The organism is Pantoea sp. OXWO6B1 (genome assembly GCF_001641135.1).
GTDB lineage: Bacteria > Pseudomonadota > Gammaproteobacteria > Enterobacterales > Enterobacteriaceae > Pantoea > Pantoea allii.
The window spans coordinates 2,112,222-2,136,132 of record NZ_LWLR01000001.1; the positions used below are offsets into that span (position 1 = coordinate 2,112,222).

Annotated in this window: 15 protein-coding genes and 1 pseudogene; 12 read left to right on the forward strand and 4 right to left on the reverse strand. The window is 52.6% G+C overall.

All coding sequences use genetic code 11. The annotated features are described in order from the left end of the window. The first annotated feature begins 191 nt into the window (after positions 1–191). The 6 genes from lrp to A6A26_RS12120 all read left to right on the forward strand — a co-directional run bounded on the left by lrp (position 192) and on the right by A6A26_RS12120 (position 9,274). The gene (lrp, locus tag A6A26_RS12095) at positions 192–686 is read left to right on the forward strand and encodes a leucine-responsive transcriptional regulator Lrp (RefSeq protein WP_006118610.1); all 495 of its coding nucleotides are present in this window, start codon (positions 192–194) and stop codon (positions 684–686) included. A gap of 118 nt (positions 687–804) precedes the next feature. Then, the gene (locus A6A26_RS12100; RefSeq protein WP_063878939.1) at positions 805–4,269 is read left to right on the forward strand and encodes a DNA translocase FtsK 4TM domain-containing protein; all 3,465 of its coding nucleotides are present in this window, start codon (positions 805–807) and stop codon (positions 4,267–4,269) included. 182 nt (positions 4,270–4,451) lie between these two features. Beyond that, positions 4,452–5,063 carry an outer membrane lipoprotein periplasmic chaperone LolA gene (gene lolA / locus A6A26_RS12105; RefSeq protein ID WP_063878940.1) on the forward strand — a complete coding sequence of 204 codons (612 nt, stop codon included), beginning with the start codon at positions 4,452–4,454 and terminating at the stop codon, positions 5,061–5,063. 7 nt (positions 5,064–5,070) lie between these two features. Beyond that, positions 5,071–6,414 carry a replication-associated recombination protein A gene (locus A6A26_RS12110; RefSeq protein ID WP_063881143.1) on the forward strand — a complete coding sequence of 448 codons (1,344 nt, stop codon included), beginning with the start codon at positions 5,071–5,073 and terminating at the stop codon, positions 6,412–6,414. Positions 6,415–6,504: 90 nt separating this feature from the next. Further along, a complete protein-coding gene (gene serS / locus A6A26_RS12115) occupies positions 6,505–7,797 on the forward strand; it encodes a serine--tRNA ligase (protein WP_063878941.1) in 1,293 nt (430 codons plus the stop codon). 322 nt (positions 7,798–8,119) lie between these two features. Next, entirely contained in the window at positions 8,120–9,274 is a 1,155-nt protein-coding gene (locus tag A6A26_RS12120) for an MFS transporter (RefSeq protein ID WP_063878942.1), read from the forward strand. A gap of 115 nt (positions 9,275–9,389) precedes the next feature. Here the strand turns inward: A6A26_RS12120 and pflA are convergent, their stop codons facing one another. From pflA to ycaO, 4 genes are all read right to left on the reverse strand, one after another. Further along, positions 9,390–10,130, reverse strand: a complete 741-nt coding sequence (pflA, locus tag A6A26_RS12125) for a pyruvate formate lyase 1-activating protein (protein WP_063878943.1) — start codon at positions 10,128–10,130, stop codon at positions 9,390–9,392. Positions 10,131–10,298: 168 nt separating this feature from the next. After that, positions 10,299–12,581, reverse strand: a complete 2,283-nt coding sequence (gene pflB / locus A6A26_RS12130) for a formate C-acetyltransferase (protein WP_063878944.1) — start codon at positions 12,579–12,581, stop codon at positions 10,299–10,301. Positions 12,582–12,653: 72 nt separating this feature from the next. Continuing rightward, a complete protein-coding gene (focA, locus tag A6A26_RS12135; protein ID WP_063878945.1) occupies positions 12,654–13,514 on the reverse strand; it encodes a formate transporter FocA in 861 nt (286 codons plus the stop codon). Between the two features lie 376 nt (positions 13,515–13,890). Continuing rightward, on the reverse strand, positions 13,891–15,654 hold the full coding sequence (ycaO, locus tag A6A26_RS12140) for a 30S ribosomal protein S12 methylthiotransferase accessory factor YcaO (RefSeq protein WP_063881144.1): 1,764 nt from the start codon (positions 15,652–15,654) through the stop codon (positions 13,891–13,893). Between the two features lie 310 nt (positions 15,655–15,964). Here ycaO and serC point away from each other — a divergent pair, with 310 nt between their 5' ends. From serC to A6A26_RS12170, 6 genes and pseudogenes are all read left to right on the forward strand, one after another. Further along, entirely contained in the window at positions 15,965–17,050 is a 1,086-nt protein-coding gene (serC, locus tag A6A26_RS12145) for a 3-phosphoserine/phosphohydroxythreonine transaminase (protein ID WP_063878946.1), read from the forward strand. Positions 17,051–17,131: 81 nt separating this feature from the next. Next, complete coding sequence (gene aroA, locus A6A26_RS12150) at positions 17,132–18,418, forward strand: 3-phosphoshikimate 1-carboxyvinyltransferase (RefSeq protein ID WP_063878947.1); 1,287 nt, start codon at positions 17,132–17,134, stop codon at positions 18,416–18,418. A 192-nt stretch (positions 18,419–18,610) separates the two neighbouring features. Beyond that, a complete protein-coding gene (cmk, locus tag A6A26_RS12155; RefSeq protein WP_063878948.1) occupies positions 18,611–19,291 on the forward strand; it encodes a (d)CMP kinase in 681 nt (226 codons plus the stop codon). 121 nt (positions 19,292–19,412) lie between these two features. After that, positions 19,413–21,086, forward strand: a complete 1,674-nt coding sequence (gene rpsA, locus A6A26_RS12160) for a 30S ribosomal protein S1 (protein ID WP_026021040.1) — start codon at positions 19,413–19,415, stop codon at positions 21,084–21,086. An 82-nt stretch (positions 21,087–21,168) separates the two neighbouring features. Then, entirely contained in the window at positions 21,169–21,453 is a 285-nt protein-coding gene (gene ihfB, locus A6A26_RS12165) for an integration host factor subunit beta (protein ID WP_003849360.1), read from the forward strand. 201 nt (positions 21,454–21,654) lie between these two features. Further along, positions 21,655–23,911 (forward strand): annotated as a pseudogene (locus A6A26_RS12170) (DNA internalization-related competence protein ComEC/Rec2).

A 23,911-nucleotide genomic window follows, 5' to 3' on the forward strand; every position in this document is an offset into this window, starting at 1 on the left:
TTGGGCAATGTGCCGAACGAATTTTGTCGTCTGATATGGGTCATGACGCATGATGTGGACAGGCAACATGCGTCATACACATAGGTGCGAACGCACTCAGACTTTGTTATTTCACTTCAAAAAATGCCCCGAACAATGAGCGTTTTCAGGGGATGGCAGGTAAAGGGAAGGAATTAAGAGAGACAATAATAATGGTAGATAATAAGAAACGCCCCGGTAAAGACCTCGACAGGATCGACAGAAACATTCTGAATGAATTGCAGAAAGACGGTCGCATCTCAAACGTGGAACTTTCCAAACGTGTAGGATTATCGCCTACACCTTGTCTTGAGCGTGTACGTCGTCTTGAACGCCAGGGATTCATCCTTGGTTATACTGCGCAACTTAACCCTCACTACCTGGACGCCTCATTACTGGTATTCGTTGAGATTACTCTGAATCGTGGCGCGCCAGATGTGTTTGAACAATTTAACGCCGCCGTACAAAAACTTGAGGAAACTCAAGAGTGTCACCTGGTTTCTGGTGATTTCGACTACCTGCTTAAAACGCGCGTGCCTGATATGTCCGCCTACCGCAAGCTGCTGGGTGAAACCTTGCTGCGCCTGCCAGGTGTAAACGACACGCGGACTTACGTGGTGATGGAAGAGGTCAAACAGAGTAACCGTCTGGTGATCAAAACGCGCTGATGCGTGGCAGGTGCAAAGCCTGTGAAATTTCGGTACACTCCTGTGAATACATACAGGACCAGCGTCGGGTGAGCCCGGCGCTGTTGTTTCTTACTTTACAGGCACCTGGAGAGTTCTCTTGAGCCAGGAATACACAGAAGATAAAGACGTTTCGTTACAGTCGCTGAGCAGTGGACGCCGTCTGCTGGAAGCGTTGCTCATCCTGGTGGCGTTGTTTGCCATCTATCTGATGGTTTCCCTCGTCAGTTTTAATCCTTCCGACCCGAGCTGGTCGCAGACGGCCTGGCATGAACCTATCCATAATATTGGTGGCAAGGTAGGCGCGTGGCTGGCTGATACCTTACTGTTCATCTTTGGTGTGATGGCGTACGCCATTCCGCCGGTGATTTTGGGGCTGTGCTGGATAGCGTTTCGCCAGCGCGATAATCAGGACTACTTTGACTATTTCGCCATCGGTTTACGCTTAATCGGCGTACTGGCGTTGGTGGTGACCACCTGCGGTATGGCGGCACTCAATGCTGACGACATCTGGTATTTTGCATCGGGTGGCGTCATCGGCAGTCTGGTCAGTAATGCGATTTCGCCCTGGTTTAGTCCAGCAGGCGGAACGCTGACACTGCTCTGCATCTGGGCTGCCGGGATTACGCTTTATACCGGCTGGTCATGGTTAACCATTGCGGAAAGAATCGGCGGCGTTGTTATGGGCGTGCTGACCTTTGCCAGCAACCGTTCACGCCATGACGAACCCTGGCAGGAAGAGGATGAGGCAGAACATCATGAAGAGGCTGTGCCTGTCCTTCACGCTCAGCCGCATGAAGACGATGACGTTTTGCTTGCCGCACCGCGTAAAGCTCAGCCCGATCTGGATGAGCACGATCCGCTGCTGGCTAAGGCGGCAACAGCCACTCGCGCCGCCGTCGCTGCAACCGTCGACGCTTCCGATATGCCGGTGGCGTCCGCTGCGGTGCCGACCCAGCAGCCTGCCGTTGCCCCGGCGCTGTCCAGTGCGGCGACCGCACAGTCAGTAGCCCCTGTCGCTCAGCCAGTGGGCGCTGTACCTGCACAATCCGCCCATTTTGCCGCCGCGTCCGCGCAGGAATCGGCAGCACATTATTCTACTCCCGCGCGCAATGCTGCGCCGCTTGATCCTGTTCCGCAGGATAAACCGGTGAGCGAACCACCTCTGTACCGTTTTGAAATGCCGGATGAAACGCCTGCATCCTCAAGCCCCTTTACGGCTTATGAGGATGATGAGCCGAAAATGGGCAACTGGCGCGAGGCAGCCTCTGCCGCGACGCTGAGCAGCGCGGTGACATCAGCCGTTGCCGCAAAGCAGGCGTCATCGATGTCGCCCCTGTTTGAACCGGTACCTGAAAATCAGGCGAATCCTCAGGTGAAGCAGGGGATTGGCCCGGCGCTGCCCCGGCCGAATCCGGTGAAATTACCGACCCGACGCGAACTGGCCTCCTATGGGATCAAACTGCCTTCGCAGCGCATGGCGGAAGAGAAAGCGAAGCTGTCTGAAAGCCCCGCGTCTCAGCCAGTGCCTGAGGATACGCACAACCCGGACTGGTCTGCAGAGGAGCAAGACGCGCTGCAACAGGCCGAGTTACGCCACGCGTTTCAGTCGGAACAGCAACAGCGTTATGGCGAGCGCTGGCAACAGGATGAGCAGCACGAGGACGATGAACTGGCACTGCAACAGGCATCGCTGGCACGTCAGTTCGCCGAACAGCAGCAACAGCGCTATGAGGCGGAGCCCGACAACAACGCACCGGTTTTCAATCTGGATACCTCGGCGGCTTTTGATTTCTCACCGATGAAAGATTTGGTCGACGATGGACCTGTTGAGCCGCTGTTCACCATTGCGGCTGCGCCTGAAACGGATGACGTGGCGGCAAAACATGAGCCGTGGCAGCAAATGCAGGCCGCACCAGAACAGGCGGCAGCCCAGAGAACGGTGCCGACACAGAGCGTGGTGTCGGATACCTTCGTGGCCCCTGTTCAACAGCCAGAACCCGTCGAAGACACAAAACCGTCGCTGCATGATAGCCTGATTCACCCTTTCCTGATGCGTCATGAGCAGCCGCTGGAAAAACCCTCCACGCCATTGCCTTCGCTGGATCTGTTAACCGCGCCGCCTGTCGAAGAGGAGCCGGTTGATATGTTTGCGCTGGAGCAGACGGCACGTCTGGTTGAATCACGCCTGGGCGATTATCGTGTTAAGGCGGAAGTCGTCGGCATTTCTCCAGGCCCGGTGATTACCCGCTTTGAACTGGATCTGGCGCCTGGCGTGAAAGCCGCGCGTATTTCTAACCTGTCACGCGATCTGGCCCGTTCACTGTCGACCACGGCAGTGCGCGTTGTTGAAGTGATTCCCGGTAAGCCCTATGTCGGACTGGAATTACCGAATAAGCATCGTCAGACCGTTTACTTACGTGAAGTGCTGGATTGTCCAAAATTCCGTGACAATCCTTCACCTCTGGCCGTGGTACTGGGTAAAGACATTGCCGGTCAGCCGGTAGTGGCCGATTTGGCGAAAATGCCACACTTACTGGTAGCGGGTACCACCGGTTCGGGTAAGTCAGTCGGTGTGAACGCCATGATTCTCAGCATGTTGTATAAAGCCACGCCGGAAGAAGTGCGCTTTATTATGATCGACCCGAAAATGCTTGAGCTGTCGGTCTATGAAGGCATTCCGCATCTACTCACCGAAGTCGTCACCGATATGAAAGATGCGGCGAATGCGCTGCGCTGGAGCGTCGGTGAGATGGAGCGCCGCTATAAACTGATGTCGGCGCTTGGCGTGCGTAATCTTGCGGGCTACAACGAGAAAGTTGAGCAGGCGGAGGCGATGGGCCGTCCAATCCCCGATCCGTTCTGGAAACCGGGCGACAGTATGGACATGACGCCACCGGTGCTGGAAAAACTGCCTTACATTGTGGTGATGGTGGATGAGTTCGCCGACCTGATGATGGCCGTGGGTAAAAAAGTGGAAGAGCTGATTGCCCGCCTGGCGCAGAAAGCACGTGCGGCAGGTATCCACCTGGTGCTGGCAACCCAGCGTCCCTCGGTGGATGTGATTACCGGTCTGATCAAAGCGAACATCCCGACCCGTATTGCCTTTACCGTATCAAGTAAAATTGACTCGCGTACTATTCTCGACCAGGGCGGCGCGGAGTCGTTGCTGGGGATGGGTGACATGCTCTATATGCCGCCAAACTCCTCCATGCCGGTCCGTGTTCACGGTGCCTTTGTGCGCGATCAGGAAGTGCATGCCGTTGTGCAGGACTGGAAAGCGCGTGGCCGTCCGCAATACATTGAGAGCATTACGGCAGGTGAAGAGAGCGAAGGTGCAGGCGGTATCGACAGCGATGAAGAACTGGACCCGTTGTTCGATCAGGCGGTGGGCTTTGTGGTAGACAAGCGTCGCGCCTCTATTTCGGGCGTTCAGCGTCAGTTCCGTATCGGCTATAACCGCGCTGCGCGCATCATTGAGCAGATGGAAGCACAAGGAATTGTCTCGTCGCCGGGTCATAACGGTAACCGCGAAGTCCTGTCACCACCGCCACATGATATGTAGAGCCTGAGCGATAAGCTTTGAAACATAAATCAATGAGCCAGTTCTTGCTGGCTCATTGTTTTTTAGCGGTTAACCCCCATAGTTGATTAGGCTTTCGGTTTTTTCTCCTGTATTAAATGCAGGACAGCGACCAGGCTTAGTATCGTTATCAACGGGAAACGATTTAATAAGGATTTAAGCAGATGAAATTACGCGTAATCGCCTTCGGCCTGATGGCCGCTTTGGGTTCAGCCAGCGCTTTCGCTGATGCATCGACTGACCTGCAACAGCGTTTAAATAAAGTAAACAGCTTCCACGCCAGCTTTACTCAAAAGGTTACCGATGGCAGCGGTGCTAACGTGCAGGACGGGGAAGGTGAGCTGTGGGTTAAACGCCCCAGCCTGTTCAACTGGCACATGACCGCGCCTGACGAGAGCGTCATTATCTCTGACGGAAAATCGTTATGGTTCTACAACCCGTTTGTAGAACAGGCCACGGTAAGCCTGTTAAAAAACGCCACCAGTAATACGCCATTTATGTTGATTGCCCGTAATCAGTCGAGTGACTGGAAGCAATATAACGTCAAGCAGCAGGGCGACAAATTTGAACTGACGCCGAAGAAAAGCGATGGCAATCTCAAGCAGTTCACGATTGATGTGACACCAGATGGCACCATCAATCAGTTCAGCGCCATAGAGCAGGATGGGCAGCGCAGTAACTACCAGTTAAAGAGCCAGAAAAACGGCCCTATCAGCCCGGATAAATTCACTTTCACCCCGCCTAAAGGCGTCACGGTGGATGATCAACGTCAGTGAGGTGGTAGTGAGTAACCTGTCCCTGGATTTCTCCAGCGAAGATTTTAAACCACTGGCCGCGCGTATGCGGCCAGAAACCCTGAAGCACTATATTGGTCAGCAACACCTGTTGGCTGCGGGTAAACCGCTGCCGCGCGCGATTGAGGCTGGCCATTTGCATTCAATGATTCTCTGGGGACCGCCAGGAACAGGCAAAACCACGCTGGCCGAGATTATCGCGCACTACGGCAACGCGGACGTTGAACGCATCTCTGCTGTCACATCAGGCGTCAAAGAAATTCGTGAAGCGATAGAACGTGCGCGCCTGAGCAAGCAGGCCGGCCGTCGCACGATTCTTTTCGTGGATGAGGTGCACCGTTTCAACAAAAGCCAGCAGGATGCCTTTCTGCCGCATATTGAAGACGGCACAATCACCTTTATTGGTGCAACGACCGAAAACCCCAGCTTCGAGCTTAATTCCGCCCTGTTGTCACGCGCCCGCGTTTATTTGCTCAAATCCCTGACCACAGAGGACATCGAGCAGGTACTTGACCAGGCTATGCAGGACGCCGATCGAGGCTATGGCAACAGCGATATCCTGTTACCGGATAATACGCGGCGCATGATCGCTGAGTTGGTGAACGGCGATGCGCGCCGTGCGCTGAACACGCTGGAAATGATGGCGGATATGGCCGAAACCCGCGCGGACGGGAAAAGGGAATTAACGCCACAGCTGTTAACCGAGGTGGCCGGTGAGCGTTCTGCCCGCTTTGATAACAAGGGCGACCGTTTTTACGACCTTATTTCTGCGTTACATAAGTCTGTTCGCGGTTCGGCACCGGATGCTGCCCTCTACTGGTACGCACGGATTATTACCGCAGGTGGCGATCCGCTCTATGTGGCACGTCGCCTGCTGGCGATTGCCTCTGAAGATGTCGGCAACGCCGATCCTCGGGGTATGCAGGTTGCGATTTCGGCCTGGGATTGTTTTACCCGCGTCGGCCCCGCGGAAGGGGAGCGGGCGATTGCACAAGCCATTGTTTATCTGGCCTGCGCGCCAAAAAGTAACGCCGTTTATAACGCGTTTAAGGCCGCGATGCGTGATGCGCGCGACCATCCCGATTTTGATGTCCCCGACCATTTGCGCAATGCGCCCACTAAGCTAATGAAAGAGATGGGCCTGGGTGAAAGTTACCGCTATGCCCATGATGAAGCCAACGCCTACGCGGCTGGCGAGGTCTATTTCCCCCCTGAAATGGCACAAACACGTTACTATCATCCAACACAACGTGGTCTTGAAGGCAAAATTGGCGAAAAGCTGGCCTGGCTTACTGAACTCGATCAAAATAGCCAGACAAAACGCTACCGCTAAAACAGACGTTGCGGTAATGTGGTCAATGTTTTCAACGCATTCCAGCAGGAATGCGTCCCTTCTTTTAACTCATAAATACACAGGATAAGCATGCTCGATCCCAATCTGCTGCGTAATGAGCCAGACGCAGTCGCAGAAAAACTGGCACGCCGAGGATTCAAACTGGATGTGGAAATGCTGCGTTCGCTCGAAGAGCGTCGCAAAGTCTTGCAGGTAGAAACCGAAAACCTGCAGGCCGAGCGTAACTCCCGATCCAAATCCATCGGTCAGGCCAAAGCACGTGGGGAAGACATCGAGCCACTGCGTCAGGAAGTGAACAGCCTGGGCGAACGCCTGGATGCTGCCAAAGCAGAACTGGATGAACTGCAAAATCAGATCCGCGACTTTAGCCTGGCGCTGCCGAATATTCCTGCGGATGAAGTGCCGCTGGGCAAAGACGACAGCGAGAATCAGGAAGTCAGCCGCTGGGGTGAGCCACGCCAGTTCGATTTTCAGGTAAAAGATCATGTTGAGCTGGGCGAAGCCGCGAAAGGGCTGGATTTTGCCGCGGCAGTAAAGCTTACCGGTTCACGCTTCGTCGTGATGCAGGGACAGATTGCCCGCCTGCACCGTGCGCTCAGCCAGTTTATGATCGATCTGCACACCGAGCAGCATGGCTACCTGGAAACCTATGTGCCTTATCTGGTTAACCACGCGACCCTGTACGGAACAGGACAACTGCCTAAGTTTGGCGAAGACCTGTTTCATACCCGACCGCTGGAAGAGGAATCAGAAAGCAGCCACTATGCACTGATTCCTACCGCAGAAGTGCCATTGACCAACCTTGTACGTGATGAAATCGTCGAGGAAGAGAACCTGCCGCTGAAGCTGACGGCTCATACGCCATGTTTCCGCTCTGAAGCGGGCTCCTATGGCCGGGATACGCGTGGACTTATTCGTATGCACCAGTTCGATAAAGTCGAGATGGTACAGATCGTCGCGCCAGAAACCTCAATGGATGCCCTGGAAGAGTTGGTCGGTCATGCCGAAAAAGTCTTACAGCTGCTGAATCTGCCCTACCGTAAAGTGCTGCTGTGTACGGGCGATATGGGCTTTGGCGCCACCAAAACCTACGATTTAGAAGTGTGGTTACCGGCGCAGAATACGTACCGTGAAATCTCTTCCTGCTCAAATATGGGGGATTTCCAGGCCCGCCGTATGCAGGCCCGCACCCGTAATAAGCAGGATAAAAAGCCGCGTCTGGTCCATACCTTAAATGGTTCCGGTCTGGCTGTGGGCCGCACCCTGGTGGCGGTGCTGGAAAACTACCAGCAGCAAGACGGCCGCATTGCCGTGCCAGAGGTACTGCGCCCTTATATGAAGGGCCTGGAATTTATTGGTTAATCGCCCGTATCCTCTGAAAAACCCAGCGCCCGCTGGGTTTTTTTTTGGTCCAAATGGCGGAACGATGTCTACGAACCGCATAAGCATTTATCACAAATAAACGTTATCGATGTATCGCGCTGCCGGAAGCGTAAAAATCTACATTATCATAGAGATAGCTTTATTTTCATCGGCGTAAAATATCCCGCTAACTTACTGAAGATAAATAAATTAAATTGTCGGGCAGCAAAATGTGCTGAGGCCTGTTTCTCCCCGTTGACTTTAAAAAACGCAATGGCAAACTGCGCGCAATTTCCTTCATTTCTTTTGGTTTTTAATCCCTATGTCGACCTGGTCACGTCCTGTGATATTGCTGCTTTGCGGCCTGTTATTAATGACAGTTTCTATTGCTGTGCTGAATACGTTGGTTCCACTCTGGCTGACGCATGATGCTCTGGCTACCTGGCAGGTGGGCGTAGTGAGTTCGTCATATTATACCGGCAATCTGCTCGGGACCTTAACGGCGGGCTGGTTGATCAAACATTATGGATTTAACCGTAGCTATTATCTGGCTACCGGTCTGTTTGCCGGGGCCACGCTGTGCATGATGATGATGTCGGGATTCTGGTCATGGACGCTGTTACGCTTTACGGCGGGCATCGGTTGTGCGTTAGTCTGGGTCGTGGTTGAAAGCGCTTTATTATGTAGCGGCACGGTACGCAACCGTGGGCAGCTGCTGGCTGCTTATATGATCGTCTATTACCTGGGAACGGTTGCCGGCCAACTGCTGGTGAGCAAGCTTTCGACTGAGTTGTTAAGTGTGATCCCCTGGGTAACCGCGACGGTGATTTGTGCCATTTTACCGCTCATCTTCACTCAGGTTGCCACCCACAGCGACCCAGCTGAAGCGCTGCCGGGTGGACGCATTTTGCCTATGCTGCGTCGCCGCAGTTCTCGCCTTGGCATCAACGGTTGTATCATCTCAGGTATTGTTTTGGGTTCGCTGTATGGTTTGATGCCGCTGTATCTTTCCCACCAGGGCATGAGTGACGCGAACGTTGGCTACTGGATGGCGCTACTGGTCAGTGCAGGCATTGTCGGGCAGTGGCCGATTGGTCGTCTGGCCGATCGCTTTGGTCGCATGATGGTGCTGCGTGTGCAGGTATTTGTGGTGATCCTGGGCGCTATTGCGATGCTGACCAATGCCGCGATGGCACCCGCATTGTTTGTACTGGGGCTGGCCGGTTTTACGCTTTATCCCGTGGCGATGTCGTGGGCCTGTGAAACCGTTGCACACCACGAACTGGTGGCCATGAATCAGGCGTTGTTACTAAGCTATACGCTGGGCAGCCTGGCCGGTCCAAGCATGACCGCGATGCTGATGCAGAGTTATTCTGACCGCGTGCTGTTTGTAATGATTGCGGCAGTGGCGCTGGTTTACCTGGTTATGCTGTTGCGTAAAGCCGATCATCATGCCACGCCCGTGGCGCATGCCTGACCGACTTCTCAGAGGGCTGCCCTGTGCTTCGTTGGCACATCGCAGCCCGAGGGTTGGGTGATTCGTTTCTGTGAGTGGGGTGAATTGAGCGGGGTGACTATTCCCGGCATCGTCATCAATACATCACTTCATGCCCGTAGCTGGCGAGAATGTTTTTTACCCGCTCCATTGTCTCTTTACTGGGCGGCTTCACCCCATCAAGTTTGTACTCTTCACCCATCGCAATCCATTTGTGTTTACCCAGTTCGTGATAAGGCAGCAGCTCTATCTTCTCAACGTTTTCCATATCCTGAGTAAAAGCGCCTAATCGATGGACGGTGTCATCATCGTCAGAATAGCCGGGCACCACGACGAAACGAATCCACGTACGTTTCCCTTTTTTCTGTAAATAGCGGGCGAAATCAAGCGTGCGATGATTGGACACGCCGACCAGGATCTGGTGAACATCGTCATTCATCTGTTTGAGGTCCAGCATGACCAAATCCGTCGCGTCCAGTAATTCATCAATAACCGGATCGTAGCGGCGAACAAAGCCATTGGTATCGAGGCAGGTATGAATGCCTTCTGCTTTACAGGCGCGAAACCAGTCGCGCACAAACTCGGCCTGCAGAATCGCTTCGCCACCCGATGCGGTAACCCCGCCACCTGATGCATTCATAAAGTGACGATAGGACAGAACATCCGCCATCAGCGCCTCAACGGTGATTTCTTTACCGCCGTGCGTGTCCCAGGTATCACGATTATGACAGTAAAGGCAGCGCATCAGGCAGCCCTGGAAAAAGGTGATAAACCGAATACCGGGACCGTCTACGGTACCGCATGATTCAAATGAGTGGATGCGACCAATGGCTGACATTGCGATGTATTCTCCAGGTAAGCCTGCGGAGCAGGTGGCACACTCTCTGGCGTGCTCTGAACAGGAAATCGATTCTGGTGGTTATCCGTGTCTCAGACAACCACCAAAGCAGACTTTGAATAAGAGGCTCCATGAAGGAGCCTCAGATAAGCGTAGTGGCTAACGTACTTACAGGGACTGTGTAAAGGTACGGGTAATCACGTCCTGCTGTTGCTCTTTAGTGAGCGAGTTAAAGCGCACGGCGTAACCGGAGACGCGAATGGTCAACTGAGGATATTTTTCAGGGTTATCCATCGCATCCATTAACATTTCCCGATTCATGACGTTCACATTAAGATGCTGACCGCCTTCAATGCTGGTCTCATGATGGAAGTAACCGTCCATCAATCCTGCCAGATTGGTTTTACGCACGTTGTCGTCTTTACCTAACGCGTTTGGAACGATAGAGAAGGTATAGGAAATACCATCTTTTGCGTAAGCAAACGGCAGTTTAGCGACCGAGGTCAGGGATGCCACCGCACCTTTCTGATCGCGACCGTGCATCGGGTTAGCGCCTGGGCCAAAAGGCGCGCCTGCACGGCGACCGTCTGGCGTATTACCGGTTTTCTTACCGTAAACCACGTTAGAGGTAATGGTCAGCACTGACTGGGTCGGTACTGCGTGACGGTAGGTTTCGAGTTGCTGAATTTTTTTCATAAAACGTTCAACAAGGTCGCAAGCCAGGTCGTCAACGCGTGGGTCGTTGTTACCGAACTGTGGATATTCACCTTCAATATCAAAATCAATGGCCAAACCGTCTTCGTCGCGTACCGGTTTCACCTTCGCGTATTTGATTGCAGACAGTGAGTCCGCAGCGACAGACAGGCCGGCAATACCACATGCCATGGTGCGGTAAACATCACGGTCATGCAGTGCCATCAGCGACGCTTCATAGCTGTATTTATCATGCATGAAGTGGATGATGTTCAATGCAGTGACATACTGTTTTGCCAGCCAGTCCATGAAGTGATCCAGACGTGCCATCACGATGTCGAAATCAAGCACATCGTCGGTGATTTTGGCCTCTTTTGGACCCACCTGCATTTTCAGTTTTTCATCCACGCCGCCGTTGATTGCGTAGAGCAAGGTTTTCGCCAGGTTCGCGCGGGCACCAAAGAACTGCATTTGCTTGCCGACGATCATCGGGCTGACGCAGCAGGCAATCGCATAGTCATCGTTGTCAAAGTCAGGGCGCATTAAGTCGTCATTTTCATACTGCAGTGACGAGGTATCGATAGACACTTTCGCCGCATACTTTTTGAAGTTAACCGGCAGGTTTTCAGACCACAAAATGGTCATATTAGGTTCGGGTGACGGCCCCATGGTGTACAGCGTGTTCAGGAAGCGGAAGGTGGTTTTGCTCACCAGCGTACGACCATCAACACCCATACCGGCCAGCGACTCAGTAGCCCAAATAGGGTCGCCAGAGAACAGTTCATCATACTCAGGCGTGCGCAGGAAGCGCACCATACGCAGTTTCATCACCAGATGGTCAATCAGTTCCTGAGCCTGCTCTTCATTCAGTTTGCCTGCTTTGAGATCGCGCTCGATGAACACATCCAGGAAGGTTGAAACACGACCAAACGACATGGCCGCGCCATTTTGCGATTTTACTGCGGCCAGATAGCCGTAATAGGTCCACTGTACCGCTTCCACGGCATTAGTGGCTGGACCAGAGATATCGTGACCATATTTGGCTGCCATCTCTTTAATCTGTCCCAGCGCACGATGCTGATCAGCAATTTCTTCACGCAGACGAATAGTGGCTTCCAGGTTTACGCCATTTTCCAGATCGCTCTGCAGGGAAGTAAACTGAGCAAACTTATCAGCCATCAGATAGTCAATGCCGTATAACGCGATGCGACGGTAATCACCGATGATGCGCCCACGGCCGTAGGCATCTGGCAGGCCGGTTAATACACCGGATTTACGGCAGCGTAAAATGTCTGGGGTATAAACATCAAACACACCCTGATTATGGGTTTTACGATATTCAGTGAAGGTTTTTTTCAGTGCGACATCAAGTTCACGACCGTAAACTTTGCATGAGCCCTCGACCATCTTGATACCGCCAAAGGGAATAATGGCGCGTTTTAATGGGGCTTCAGTTTGCAGGCCAACAATTTTTTCCAGCGATTTGTTGATGTAACCGGCATCGTGGGACGTAATGGTAGAAGCAAGATCGGTATCAAAATCTACGGGGGCGTGAGTGCGGTTTTCAACTTTAATGCCTTCCAGCACGCTTTCCCAGAGTTTGGTTGTGGCTTCGGTGGCACCTGCCAGAAAAGATTCATCGCCTTCATACGGCGTATAGTTTTTCTGGATGAAGTCGCGTACGTTGACGCTGTTCTGCCATTCGCCTTCAGTAAAACCTTGCCAGGCTGAGGCGAGTTTTGCGTTAAGTTCGGTCATATTATACCTGCCTTATTTAAGGAGACTTTTGCTCTCGGGTATATCGGATTGGGATGCACCGTCGAGACAGGATTAGTGCGTTTCGTGCCCACCGCGTAAGTAAATTACCCAGTAGGTCAATCCAACTAACAGGCCGCCGCCGATGATGTTGCCGAGCGTGACCGGAATAAGATTGTCGAAAATAAAGTTTTTTACAGAGAGGGCCGGGAACTGGGCCGCGGTCGTGCCAGCGGCCTGCCAGAATTCAGGGCCAGAAAAATCACGAATAATGATGGCGAAAGGAATCAGAAACATATTTGCGATACTGTGTTCAAAACCACAGGCAACAAACATCGCCACCGGCAAAATCATAATCAGGCTTTTATCTGTTAAGGTGCGCCCTGAATAGCTCATCCAGACCGCCAGACAGACCATCAAATTTGCCAGGATGCCCAGACAAACGGCTTCGATAAACGTGTGATGCATTTTATGGTCGGCCGTTTGCAACACGTTTAAACCCCATGCGCCGTTGGCCACCATATGCTCACCGGAAAACCACATCAGTGTCACAAAAAACAGTGCACCGGCCAGGTTACCTAAATAAACGTTAATCCAGTTCCGTGCCAGTTGCCCCCAGGTGATACGGCCACTCGCTTTAGCGACCACAATCAGCACGGTAGAGGTGAACAGATCGGCACCGCAGACCACGACAAGGATTAAGCCCAGTGAAAAACAGATACCGCCGATGAGTTTTGCCATACCGTAGGCCATTTCACCGCTGCCGGTGGTGGCCGTAATGTAAAACACAAAAGCGATAGAGATGAACATGCCCGCAGTAAACGCGAGAAAGGTCGTTGTCAGGGGATGCTTGGTTGCTTTATAAACGCCAGCGTCTTCAGCAACTTTCGCCATCGCGGCGGGTAATAACAGGTTAAAAGGATTGTCAGCTTTCACACTAACTCACTCCAAAAGTTGTCTGAAAAAATAATAACAAAGGCAACAGAGGTAGAAGTTGATTTAGATCATGTTCGGCCGGGCAATGGCGGAAAAATTCTGACAAAAAAGAATGGTTTTTTGAATAAGTTATTGAAAATAAATAATTAAATTTATTTTAAATAATGCAGGTTTTGTTTAATTGACGAGGTGCTGCAGCTGTCGACGTCACTGTGCTGTTAACAAAATATCTCTATTGTGTTGTTTTTATTCTGGATAATAAAAACGATGATCTATTAATAACTGAAATGCTTAATGGGTAAAAAAGAAAGGCACTAATGAGTATTAGTGCCTTTGCGTTTATCGCAAACTTAATCTGACAGAATGCCGCAAATAATTATGCGTTTTCCCAGTAGCGACGTTTAGCACGCTGCAGTTTCTCATAAGCCGCCAGTAGCGCCTGGTGGGCAGGGAAAGCGGTGAGATCGCTGTCCACCGGCTGGAGCCCGTTGAAGGCCGCTTCACCACTGATCGCCGCAGAGGCTGCTTCTACAGCCTCACTACCATACATGCGTACAAAGGCAGCATGATATTCCAGTGGATTACGCTCATCTTCCATGGCCAGAAGCAGCAAGGTTTGCAGGCAACGATAGTAATTTGCACGTGCTGGGCTGAAAACGGAGCCGTTAAACTCCATGGTCCATTCTGTCCAGATTAACGCTTGATCCAGGTCACCACAGGCCAGCGCCAGCATCGCTTTAAGCTCGCCGATGCGTAAGGTGTACCAGCCGTTATCTTTACCCGTTGCCAGACCCAGCAGCTCGCGGACGCGGGTGAAGTCATCAAAACCTTCTTCGTCCAGCTGAGAAATCAGATCGAGATACTCTTCCGGATTCCAGTTGCTTCCAGGCAGGGCAAGCAGCGTTTCACGTATGCCCGCGCCCATGCTGTTGTTAGCCAGCAGCAGGTCTTCAGCCGGATAAATATCTGACATGCCAGGCACGATAATGCGGCATGCATAAACACCTAAGTGCTCGTAGTCCGCGATATAGACTTCCTGACCTTCGGCCGCGAAAATCGCCATCAGCGTGCTGAATTCTTGCTCGGTAGTGCCATCAAATTTCCAGTCCACAAACGGATAATCAGCCGTCTCTTTGAACATATCCCAGGAAATCAGGCCGCTTGAATCAATAAAGTGTGTTTCCAGGTTAGCGTGTTCAGCCACTTCTTCATCATCAAAGGTAGGCGGCGTAAAGACGTCCAAATCCTTGAGGCTACGGCCCTGAAGCAGCTCAGTGACGGTACGCTCCAGCGCCACGCCAAAGTCCGGATGCGCGCCGAAAGAGGCAAAACAGGTACCGTTAGCAGGATTAAACAGCACGACGCAAATAACCGGGTACTTACCGCCTAATGACGCATCATAAGCAAAGATTGGGAAGCCTTCCGCCTCCAGGCGAGCAATGGCTTCCACCACGGCAGGATAGCGTGCCATCACCGACTCAGGAATGGTGGGAAGGCTGACAGACTCCGCAATAATACGGTTCTTAATGTAACGCTCAAAGACTTCAGATAATCCCTGAACCCGTGCCTCATTGGCCGTATTACCGGCTGACATGCCGTTCGATACGTACAGGTTGCCAATGATGTTCATCGGAATATAAACGGTTTGCTGATCGGACTGGCGCGTGAAAGGCAGGGCGCAAATACCGCGCTCGTGGTTACCCGACTGAAGATCGATCAAATCTGACGCAGCCACTTCATTTTCAGGATCGTAAAAGGCGCGCAGACGCGCATCCAGAATGCCTTCTGGCAGGCTGTCATCTTCAGGCAGGGGGAACCACTTTTCATTGGGGTAATGGACAAAATCGCCTTGAGCGATGCTGTTACCCAACCAGAAATCGGCAAAGAAGTAGTTGGTGGACAGACGTTCAAAATACTCACCCAGCGCCGAAGCCAGGGCGGCTTTCTTGCTGGCACCCTTGCCGTTGGTAAAGCAGAGTGGGCAGTCGCGGTCGCGGATATGCACAGACCAGACGTGTGGAACGGGATTAAGCCAGGAGGCTTCTTCTATATTAAAGCCCAGATCCTGCAGTTTGGTCTGGAAACGCGTAATGGAGTCTTCCAGGGCGGCATCTTTGCCCGGGATAAAAGTTTGCGTCATGGTGCCGCTCTCTCTGTAAAATAGGGTGCGTAAAGCGCGCAATGATACGTTTTTTGCTGCCTGTTCGCTATCAAGGCGCGGCAATTTTACCGGACGTTTTCTCATACCCTGGTTTATCTGCCAATGCCGAGACTGAACGAAAGGAACTCGCCTCACAATATTTCGTGTTGGATTGCATTGGTAATATAACCTTCGGTGCGATGTGCTGGAAAAATGTGACCGGTGTTAGATTTATGATTGCAGCCACCAGAATGCAGTGATAAAACCGAATCGTTATTCATAACCGTTTTATATGACAGTGGTGAGGGAAATGACGCAAATTTATAATTTTAGCTCTGGGCCAGCGATGCTGCCGAGCGAAGTGCTCCGCCGTGCAGAACAAGAACTGACAAACTGGCACGGCCTGGGAACTTCCGTAATGGAGATCAGTCACCGCAGTAAAGAATTTATTCAGGTGGCTGAGGAAGCAGAGGCGGACTTCCGCGATCTGCTAAAAATACCCTCTAATTACAAAGTTTTATTCTGCCATGGTGGCGCACGCGCGCAGTTTGCTGCGGTACCGGGTAACCTGCTGGGTAGCGCCACCAGTGCAGATTATGCCGACGGCGGCTACTGGGCGCACAGCGCTATTAAAGAAGCGGCTAAATATTGCTCGCCACGTACCCTGGATGTCAAAACCACCCTTGAGGGTAAGCGTGCCATTCTGCCGATGCGTGAGTGGGATGTCAGTGACACGGCCGCCTATTTGCACTTCTGTCCTAACGAAACCATCGACGGCGTTGCCATTGATGAAGAACCTGATTTTGGCAACAAAGTCGTCGTTGCCGATCTCTCCTCCACGATTTTATCCCGCACTATCGATATCAGTCGCTATGGCGTGATTTACGCGGGTGCGCAGAAAAATATTGGCCCGGCGGGGATTACCCTGGTCATTGTCCGGGACGATCTGTTAGGTAAAGCCCATAAGAGCGTGCCTTCTATCCTGGATTACAGCGTTCTGGCAGAAAATGATTCGATGTTCAATACACCGCCCACCTTCGCCTGGTACCTGAGTGGACTGGTGTTTAAGTGGCTGAAGCAGAAAGGTGGTGTGGCCGAAATTGAGAAAATTAATCAGGCAAAAGCGGGCTTGCTTTACGATCTGATCGACAAGAGTGATTTCTATCGTAACGATGTTGCGCTGCAAAACCGCTCGCGAATGAATATTCCTTTCCAGTTGGCGGATGCGTCACTCGACAGCCTGTTCCTGGACGAGTCATTAAAAGCCGGTTTGCACGCGTTAAAAGGCCACCGCGTTGTCGGCGGCATGCGGGCATCCATTTACAATGCCATGCCGCTGGAAGGCGTTAAAGCGCTGACAGACTTCATGGTTGATTTCGAACGTCGCCACGGCTGATTATTCCCCAGTCAGCGGGACTGCTGACACCCGACTCCGCCATCCGGCGGAGTTGTCGTTTTTTTGAGGATTGAGTTTCACATGCAAGATTCCCTGACCCTTCAGCCCATTGCTCGCGTTAATGGCACGGTTAATTTGCCCGGTTCCAAGAGTGTTTCAAACCGTGCGTTGCTGCTGGCCGCATTGGCGAAGGGTAAAACCCGACTCACTAACCTGCTGGACAGTGATGATGTTAAGCACATGCTTAATGCGCTCAAGGCTCTGGACGTGGATTTCACCCTTTCCCACGATCGTACCGTTTGCGAAGTGACAGGAAAGGGCGGCCCTCTTTTGGCTGCACAACCGGTTGAGCTTTTCCTGGGCAATGCTGGCACGGCCATGCGCCCGCTGGCAGCGGCGCTCTGCCTTGGGGCGCAGGATGTGGTGCTCACGGGCGAGCCGCGAATGAAAGAGCGGCCGATTGGGCATCTGGTCGATGCGTTACGTCAGGGGGGCGCCCAGATTGATTACCTTGAGAATACAGATTATCCGCCTGTTCGCCTGCGTGGTGGCTTTGTTGGCGGTGAAGTCACCGTAGACGGCAGCGTATCCAGTCAGTTTTTGACCGCGTTGCTGATGATGGCCCCTTTAGCTGAAGAGAACACGCGAATCAGCATTAAAGGCGATCTGGTCTCTAAGCCTTATATCGATATTACGCTGCACCTGATGCGCTGCTTTGGCGTTGAGGTTGAAAATCAAAACTACCAGCACTTCCTGATTAAAGGAAAACAGCAGTATCAGTCACCGGGAGATTACCTGGTGGAAGGCGATGCATCTTCTGCCTCCTATTTTCTTGCGGCGGCAGCGATTAAAGGTGGCACTGTGCGCGTGACCGGTATTGGTCGTAACAGCGTACAGGGCGATATTCGCTTTGCTGATGTTCTGGAAAAAATGGGCGCATCCGTCGAGTGGGGTGATGATTACATCGCCTGTACGGCGGGCAAACTGCAGGCTGTCGATATGGATATGAATCACATTCCTGATGCGGCTATGACGATTGCGACAGCTGCACTGTTTGCTCAGGGCACCACCCAACTGCGTAACATCTATAACTGGCGGGTAAAAGAAACCGATCGCCTGACGGCTATGGCAACAGAATTGCGTAAAGTCGGGGCTGAAGTCGAAGAAGGGCACGATTATATCCGTATTACGCCTCCGGCTCAGCTGACGCATGCCGCGATCGGAACCTATAACGATCACCGTATGGCAATGTGTTTCTCGCTGGTGGCGTTATCAGATACGCCTGTTACCATTCTGGATCCTGGCTGTACTGCAAAAACCTTCCCTGATTATTTCGAGCAACTGGCAAAAATCAGCCAGAATGCCTGATCTCCTCGCCCGGTGAGTATTTTGCCGGGCCTGTTTCTCATTCCCATTCAGCAGGCCAGAAAAGTCCTTTTTCTGGCGAAATTTCGCATCACCTTCCCTCTAAAGGGTAACGAAGCGTCGCAGGGCAGCGTATAATGGCCGACATTTGTGACGGCCAACTGGCCAAAATGCGCGCAGCAACAGGAGGGAATGATGACAGCAACTGCCCCGGTCATAACTATTGATGGGCCAAGTGGCGCGGGAAAGGGCACCCTGTGCAAAGCGATGGCGGAAGCCTTGCAGTGGCATTTACTGGATTCCGGCGCGATCTATCGTGTTTTGGCCTTAGCCGCATTACATCATCAGGTCGATATTGAGTCTGAAGAGGGACTGGTTCCCATTGCTGCTCACCTGGATGTGCGCTTTATCTCTCAGAACGGCGAGATGCAGGTCATTCTGGAAGGTGAAGAAGTCACCAGCGAAATTCGGACCCAGGAAGTCAGCAACACCGCCTCGCGCGTTGCCGCTTTTCCCCGCGTCCGTGAGGCACTATTGCGCCGCCAGCGTGCTTTTCGCGAAGGCCCCGGCTTAATTGCCGATGGCCGTGATATGGGCACCGTTGTTTTCCCCGACGCCCCCGTCAAGATTTTCCTTGATGCCAGCCCGGAAGTGCGTGCAGAGCGACGTATGCTACAGTTGCAGGATAAGGGCTTTAATGTTAACTTTGATCGCCTTTTAGCCGAGATAAAAGAGCGCGATGATCGCGATCGCAACCGCGCTATAGCGCCATTGGTGCCTGCTGAAGACGCATTAGTGTTGGATTCAACACAGATGTCTATCGAGCAAGTTATTGATAAGGCGCTGAATTATGCCCGAAAGACGCTGGGCATCTGATATTTTGGCGTAAACGAATTTATTAACCCTGTGCCATGGACCCGGTGCAGGGCATGTGAAACAACCCCATCCGACATGAAGTCAGATGGACGTTAAATTGAAGAATCCTAAGATTATCAATATGACTGAATCTTTTGCTCAACTATTTGAAGAATCCCTGAAAGAAATCGAAACCCGCCCGGGTTCCATCGTTCGTGGCGTCGTTGTCTCTATCGACAAAGACGTTGTTCTGGTTGATGCGGGCCTGAAATCTGAATCTGCAATTCCTGCAGAGCAGTTCAAAAACGCAGCCGGCGAACTGGAAATCCAGGTTGGTGACGAAGTTGACGTTGCTCTGGACGCAGTGGAAGACGGCTTCGGTGAAACTCTGCTGTCCCGTGAGAAAGCTAAGCGTCATGAAGCTTGGATCACGCTGGAAAAAGCCTACGAAGAAGCTGAAACTGTTACCGGTATTATCAACGGCAAAGTCAAAGGTGGCTTCACAGTTGAGCTGAACGGTATCCGTGCGTTCCTGCCAGGTTCACTGGTTGATGTGCGTCCAGTGCGTGACACGCTGCACCTGGAAGGCAAAGAGCTTGAATTCAAAGTGATCAAGCTTGATCAGAAACGCAACAACGTCGTGGTTTCACGTCGTGCGGTTATCGAATCTGAGAACAGCGCAGAGCGCGATCAGCTGCTGGAAAACCTGCAGGAAGGCATGGAAGTTAAAGGTATCGTTAAGAACCTTACTGACTACGGTGCATTCGTTGATCTGGGCGGCGTTGATGGCCTGCTGCACATCACTGATATGGCCTGGAAGCGCGTTAAGCATCCAAGCGAAATCGTGAATGTTGGCGATGAAATCAACGTTAAAGTGCTGAAATTCGACCGCGAGCGTACCCGTGTATCACTGGGTCTGAAGCAGCTGGGCGAAGATCCATGGGTGGCTATCGCTAAGCGCTATCCAGAAGGCACTAAGCTGACTGGTCGTGTAACCAACCTGACTGATTACGGCTGCTTCGTGGAAATCGAAGAAGGCGTTGAAGGTCTGGTACACGTTTCAGAAATGGACTGGACCAACAAAAACATCCATCCGTCTAAAGTTGTAAACGTAGGCGATGTGGTTGAAGTTATGGTTCTGGACATCGATGAAGAGCGTCGTCGTATCTCCCTGGGTCTGAAGCAGTGCAAATCTAACCCATGGCAGCAGTTCGCCGAGACCCACAACAAAGGCGATCGCGTTGAAGGTAAAATCAAGTCAATCACTGACTTCGGTATCTTCATCGGCCTGGACGGCGGCATCGACGGTCTGGTTCACCTGTCTGACATCTCCTGGAACGCGACTGGCGAAGAAGCCGTTCGTGAGTACAAAAAAGGCGACGAAATCGCTGCCGTTGTACTGCAGGTTGATGCAGAGCGCGAGCGTATCTCTCTGGGCGTGAAACAGCTGGCAGAAGATCCGTTCAACAACTACATCACTTTGAACAAGAAAGGTGCCATCGTCACCGGTAAAGTGACTGCAGTTGATGCTAAAGGTGCTACAGTTGAATTAGCAGACGGCGTTGAGGGTTACCTGCGCGCTTCTGAAGCTTCACTGGACCGCATCGAAGACGCTACGCTGGTTCTGAACGTAGGCGACGACGTTGAAGCTAAATTCACCGGCGTTGACCGTAAAAACCGCGTTGTTAGCCTGTCTGTTCGTGCGAAAGACCAGGCTGACGAGAAAGAAGCCATCAACACTGTTAACACCAAACAGGAAGAAGGCAACTTCTCTAGCGCTATGGCTGAAGCGTTCAAAGCGGCTAAAGGCGAGTAATCGACCTTGCACCGGGCGGATTTATTCGCCCGGTTTCGGTAAAAGCTGTCATACATTCCTGTAGGGATTAACCGGAGGTTACATGACCAAGTCAGAACTGATTGAAAGGCTGGCGGGACAGCACACTCATATACCGGCGAAAGTCGTTGAGGATGCAGTCAAAGAGATGCTTGAGCACATGGCCACTACGCTGGCACAGGGCGAACGCATTGAAATCCGGGGATTCGGCAGCTTTTCGTTGCATTATCGCGCTCCGCGCACTGGCCGTAACCCGAAAACGGGTGACAAAGTGGATCTGGAAGGTAAATACGTTCCCCACTTCAAGCCAGGTAAAGAGCTGCGTGATCGTGCCAACATTTACGGCTAAGCCGATACCGAACCGCCTAAACGACATCTCCGGATGTCGTTTTTTTTGCCTGATTTTGACACTGAACCTCTCTTCCAGAAAAAAGCCGCACGACTGCAACCGCCGATATTCACTTCGACGCTTCCCTCATTTCGCCCATAGCCTGCTTTATCAAGAATAGCTCTGCGGCATACTCGCGCTACGACAAGAGCGAGATGCATTATGTTGACATGGATTGCACTGGCAAGAATCGCTGCGGTGAGCAGTTTACCTTTACTGCTATTACCCCGGCTTCCGCCGCCGTTATTAACGGTGCTGTTGCTCCTGAGTGGCGGTTGCCTGATGCAGTTGCCTCACCGCTACGTGCGTATGACAGGCGTGACGCTGCTGCTCGCTGCATGGTCGCTTTTCAATGCACAATCTCTGGTAAACGACACCGAAAAGATGATTGCCCGGCCAGCGATGTTCGATGTGCAAATTGAGGATGTACATCAGACCCATTCCCGCATCAGAGTCAGACTGCTCAAAGAGGGCAACCAGAGGTTTTTCCCACCTCGCTTTGCCTGGCTCTCGTTGCCGGGTGACAGCAGTGAATATTGCCCGGGTCAGCGCTGGAAAATGATGCTCAGGCTGAGGGCGGTGCATGCCCGGCTCAACGAAGGCGATTTTGATGCACAGCGTTTCGCCATGGCGAACCATGCACCTGTACAAGGACGCATTATTTCGCAGGTCATCACGCATCCATCCTGCAGCTGGCGCTGGCGTTTTATACATTATCATCGCCAGCAAAACGGTTTGTTGCCTGCCTCCGCCACGCTTGAAGCACTGGCGTTTGGTATCCGGGACAACCTGAGTGAAGCTACCCGGCAATTATTGCGTGACACGGGCACCGTACATTTGATGGCTATTTCAGGCATGCACATCGCGCTGGCAGCAGGAACGGGATGGTTACTGGCACGGGGTAGCCAGATTCTGTTTCCGGCCCGCCGTATTGGTTATCGGTATCCCGTGGTCATTAGCTGGATTTTTGCCGCGCTGTATACCTGGCTCTCGGGGGCTCATGCACCTGCGCAGCGGGCATTGCTGGCACTGACTCTCTGGGCCGTAACACGATTCATTGGCGTGCAGTTAAGTAGCTGGCAAGTCTGGACGCTGTGCGTAGGTTCACTGCTGGCTATCGATCCGCTGACGGTGCTCTCGGACAGCTTCTGGCTCTCGGTGCTGGCCGTTGGCATGTTGTTGACCTGGTATCACTGGTTTCCACTGGCGGCGCGCTTTCGCCACGCACGCCGCTGGTTGCCAATACAGCTCCTCCACCTGCAGTTGGGGATGATGATTTTGATGCTGCCGCTACAGGCGAGTTTATTTAATGGCATCAGTATGACGGCGCTAATCGCGAATCTGCTGGCCATCCCGGTGGTGTCATTCATCACGGTGCCGTTGATACTGCTTGCGATGCTGCTGCCGGTAGCGGAATTATCCATGTGGCTTTGGCTGGCGGCAGATGTGTCGCTTCGTCTTCTGTTAACCGGCCTGGCTCTGTTGCCGCCAGGCTGGTGGCCGCTACAAGGGGCGACGTTTTTATATGCTCATCGTCTGGGGCGGTCTGCTTGTCTGGCGCACTGGCGTACTATTCAGCCTGCCGTGGAGCTGCAGTGCTGTCGCACTGGCCCTGGTGTTCTCCCGCCACGATAAACCGGACAGGGAATGGCGCATTGATATGCTGGATGTCGGGCATGGTTTGAGCGTGGTAATCAGTCAGGGCCGTGAGGCTGTGTTGTACGATACGGGGCCGCGCTGGCAAAACAGTGATGCGGGAACACGGATTATTATTCCCTGGATGCAACGCAAAGGTCTTAAATTGCAGCAGGTCATACTGAGCCACAAGCACCTCGATCACACCGGTGGGTTATCTGCCATTCTGCAACACTGGCCCACAATGAAGGTCCGCAGCGGTTTAACGGGCCACCAGCATTTACCCTGCGTTCGCGGTGCCGCATGGCGCTGGAAACAGCTAAATTTTACGGTGCTCTGGCCGCTCACCGCGCCGAACGCGGGCGAAAATAACGACTCCTGCGTGGTGAGGGTGGATGATGGAAAAGTCCGGCTGTTATTAACCGGCGATCTTGAAAGCCCGGCTGAAAAGCAACTGGTCAGGCTGGAAAAGCAGCAGCTTAAGGCTGATATCCTGCAGGTTCCTCACCATGGCAGCCGTACCTCGTCGTCTCGCTTACTGCTGCGCAGCGTCGCCGGTAGCACCGCGATGGCGTCGCTGGCACGCTATAATGCATGGCGCATGCCGGCGAAACCTGTGTTGCGGCATTACCATGAATATGGCTATGACTGGCTCGATACGGGGCAATCCGGACAGATAAGCATCAGGGTTAATAAGGGAAAAATACAGGTTTTTACCCTCAGAGAGCAATTAATGCCCCGTTGGTATCATCAGTGGTTTGGCGTCAAACGCGAATCCAGGTAG